Annotated in this window: 2 protein-coding genes and 1 pseudogene; 1 reads left to right on the top strand and 2 read right to left on the bottom strand. The window is 70.6% G+C overall.

What is annotated here, in order from left to right; all coding sequences use genetic code 11:
- A pseudogene (locus I0Q12_RS32485) lies at positions 1 to 446 on the bottom strand (acyl-CoA dehydrogenase family protein); the annotation flags it as partial.
- A 72-nt stretch (positions 447 to 518) separates the two neighbouring features.
- Entirely contained in the window at positions 519 to 2,657 is a 2,139-nt protein-coding gene (locus I0Q12_RS09425; RefSeq protein WP_197251675.1) for an acyl-CoA dehydrogenase, read from the bottom strand.
- 91 nt (positions 2,658 to 2,748) lie between these two features.
- On the opposite strand from I0Q12_RS09425, the gene I0Q12_RS32490 reads away from it, so the two are divergent.
- On the top strand, positions 2,749 to 3,119 hold a 371-nt coding region (locus I0Q12_RS32490), incomplete at its 3' end, for a TetR family transcriptional regulator (RefSeq protein ID WP_374068674.1).

Raw genomic sequence — 3,119 nt, forward strand, 5'->3', positions numbered from 1 at the left:
TGCCGCGCGGTCGCGGCATACGGGACCGCGACGAAGTAGCCGGTGACCGCGTGGCCGCCGTCCACGGGCACCGCGGTCGCGGCCGGCGCGGCCGGGAACGGCCGGCCCTGCTCGGACAGTGCCGCGGTGAGCACGGCCCCGCCCGGGACGTCGGCGAGCAGCGCGTCCTGCTGCTCGTCGGTGGCCAGCGCGACGACGGGCAGTACCCCGAAGCCGAGCGTGGCCAGGGCCGGGACCGGTGCGGCCTTGCGGCCGATCTCGGTCAGTACCGTCGCGACCTCACCGACACCGAGTCCGGCGCCGCCGTGGCGTTCGGGTAGGGCCAGCGCGAGCAGATCGGCGCCGGCGAGCGCGGACCACAGGTCGTCTGCGGTCAGGTCGCGGGCGAGCAGGTCGACGGCGACTTCCGCCACCGCCTCCTGCGTCTCGTCACGTGCGAAGTCCACAATTCCACCTTCGATTAGAACGTGTGCCACGTTGTAGCACCGCTGAGCGGGTCCGAGCAGTGCAAGTCCCGGTCACCGGGGCAGCCCCAGCAGACGTTCGGCGGCCAGGCTGAGGAGGATCTGTTCGGTGCCGCCGGCGATGGTCAGGCAGCGCGTGTTGAGGAATTCGCGGCTGAGCGGACCCTCGACCCACCCGGCCTCCCCCGCCAGGTCCATCGCCAGCTCGGAGGTGTCCTGCCGCTGCCGCACACCGATGAGCTTGCGCACGCTCGACGCCGGACCCGGATCCTGACCGCCGAGCTGCGCGAGGGTCGTGCGCAGGTCGAGCAGCGAACCCGCCATCGCCTCGCAGATCTGGGTGGCGATGCGATCCTCGGCAACCGGGTCGCCGGGGCTGGACAGCTCGATCAGATCCTCGATGGCCTTGCCGAGCGACGACTTGCTGCCCATCGCGACCCGCTCGTTCGCGAGGGTTGTGCGCGCCAGTTTCCAGCCGCCGCCGAGCGCACCGACCACGCAGTCGTCGGGAACGAACACGCCGTCGAGGAAGACCTCGTTGAACAGTGCGTCGCCGGTGATCTCGCGCAGCGGCGAGACGGTGATGCCCGCGGACTTCATGTCCACCAGGAAGTAGGTGATGCCCTTGTGTTTCGGTGCGTCGCGGTCGGTGCGGGCCAGGCAGATCGCCCAGTCCGCGACCTGGGCGAGCGACGTCCACACCTTCTGCCCCTGCAGCTTCCAGCCGCCGTCGACCTTCTCCGCGGTCGTGCGCAGCGCCGCGAGATCGGAACCGGCGCCGGGCTCGGAGAAGAGCTGGCACCAGACGATGTCGCCGCGCAGCGTCGGCATCGCGAATCGCTCGATCTGCTCGGGGGTTCCGTGCTCGAGGATCGTGGGCACCGCCCACCAGCCGATCACCAGATCGGGCCGCTCCACGCCGGCCGCGGCGAGCTCCTCGTCGATGAGAATCTGCTCGGCGGCGCGGGCGCCCCGGCCGTACGGGGCGGGCCAGTGCGGTGCGAGGTAACCGGATTCGGCAAATGCGTTGCGCCGCTCCGGTTCCGGAAGACCGGCGAACTCGGCGATCTCGGCGCGGATGCGGGCGCGCTCGTCGTCGAACTCCGACAGGTCGATGCCGAGGTGACGGCGGACGCCCGCGCGGGTCAGCGCGGTGACCCGCGCACGCCACCACGTGGACCCACCGAGCAGCTGGCGGGTGGCGACGGCGCGACGCAGATACAGATGGGCGTCGTGCTCCCACGTGAACCCGATGCCGCCGAGCACCTGGATGGCGTCCTTGGCGGTCTGCACCGCGGCGTCGAGCGAGACGGCGGCCGCGACGGCCGCGGCGATGGGCAGTTCGTCCGGCGCGGCGTCGGCGGCGGAGGCCGCGTCCCATGCGGTGGCACGGATCTTCTCGGTGCGGCACAACATCTCGGCGCACAGGTGCTTGACCGCCTGGAACGCACCGATCGGCTGCCCGAACTGTTCGCGGATCTTCGCGTACTCGACCGCGGTGGTCAGCGCCCAGCCGGCGATGCCGGCGAGTTCGGCGGCGGCGAGTGTCGCGGCCAGGTCCCGGACCAGACCGGAACGTACGGTCACGACACGGTCGGCGGTGACCGCGACCGAGTCGAGCCGCACTCTCGCCAGCGCGCGGGACTTGTCGAGGGTGTCGAGGGGTTCGAGATGCAGGCCGGGGCTGTCGGCGTCGACGAGCGCCCAGCGCTCCTCGTCGCCGGCACCGGCGAGGCGGACAAGGACCGCCACCCCGGGTTCCGCGGCGATCGCGGGTCCGGCGTCGCCGCCGAGGGTCAGGCCGTCGGTGGCGTCGGTCGCGTCGACCGCGAGATCGAGCGCGGCGGCCACGGGCACCGTGCCCTCGCTCAGCAGGGCGGCCGTCTTGGCGGCGGAGTCGCCTCCGGAACCGAACACGAGCGCGGCGAGCGCGGTCGTGAGAACCGGTCCCGGTGCCAATTCGTTCGCGGCCTGCTCGAGCATCACGGCCAGATCCACCGTGGTGGCGCCGAGCCCGCCCGCGCATTCGGGAACGGCCACCCCGAACAGGCCCAATTCGGCGAGCGAACCCCAACCCTGCTGCCACATTTCCGCTGGCTGGTGGCGTAACTTGTCTATCGGAGACGCGGAGCGCGCCCAAGCACGCACGGAGGCCTGGACAGCCCGCTGCTCCTCGGTGGTGGCGATACTCACAGCGGATCTCCGCCTTTCGAAAATGACATCAACGTCTAGAACGTGTTCTAATATGACACCGGTTCAGAGTCAAGGTGTGAGGAAAAAGTCCATGACGATACCGCCCAGCTCGCGTTCGACCGGAAGTGGAACACTGTCCGCCCTCACCGAGGACGACCTCAGTTCCAACGCCCAGAAAGAACGCCGCAAGCGGATACTCGACGCGACCCTGGCGCTCGCCTCCAAGGGGGGATACGAGGCCGTCCAGATGCGCGCGGTCGCCGAGCGCGCCGACGTCGCGGTCGGAACCCTCTACCGGTACTTCCCGTCCAAGGTGCACCTGCTGGTGTCCGCGCTCGGCCGGGAATTCGCACGCATCGACAGCAAGGGCAAGATCCCGCCCGGCCACACCCCGCTCGAACGCATGAACCTGATCCTGAGCCTCATCACCCGCGCCATGCAGCGCGACCCGCTCCTCACCGA

This window comes from Rhodococcus sp. CX (assembly GCF_015865005.1).
GTDB lineage: Bacteria > Actinomycetota > Actinomycetes > Mycobacteriales > Mycobacteriaceae > Rhodococcus.